Here is a 203-nt window from a genome sequence, read left to right on the forward strand (position 1 = left end):
TTCCAAAGGCAGCTCATCGGTGCGCATGCTCGCCCTGGTGGCAACCCCGACAATCTTGCGGGAGTACGCATCGGTGATGAACGCGGTGTACGCAAACCCCGACAGGGTACGCACGTAGGTGATGTCAGCGACCCACAGCCGGTGCGGCGCTGACGCGGTGAAGTCACGATTGACCAGATCAGGACGACAATCCGGGACATCAG

The 203-nt window shown here is 61.1% G+C and carries 1 protein-coding gene; it reads right to left on the reverse strand.

Annotation, left to right across the window (positions count from 1 at the left end; all coding sequences use genetic code 11):
• The coding region (locus HMPREF0298_RS11440) for a DDE-type integrase/transposase/recombinase (RefSeq protein WP_006841373.1) at positions 1-203 on the reverse strand (203 nt) is incomplete at both ends.

It is taken from the genome of Corynebacterium lipophiloflavum DSM 44291 (genome assembly GCF_000159635.1).
In the GTDB taxonomy this organism is placed as follows: Bacteria; Actinomycetota; Actinomycetes; order Mycobacteriales; family Mycobacteriaceae; genus Corynebacterium; species Corynebacterium lipophiloflavum.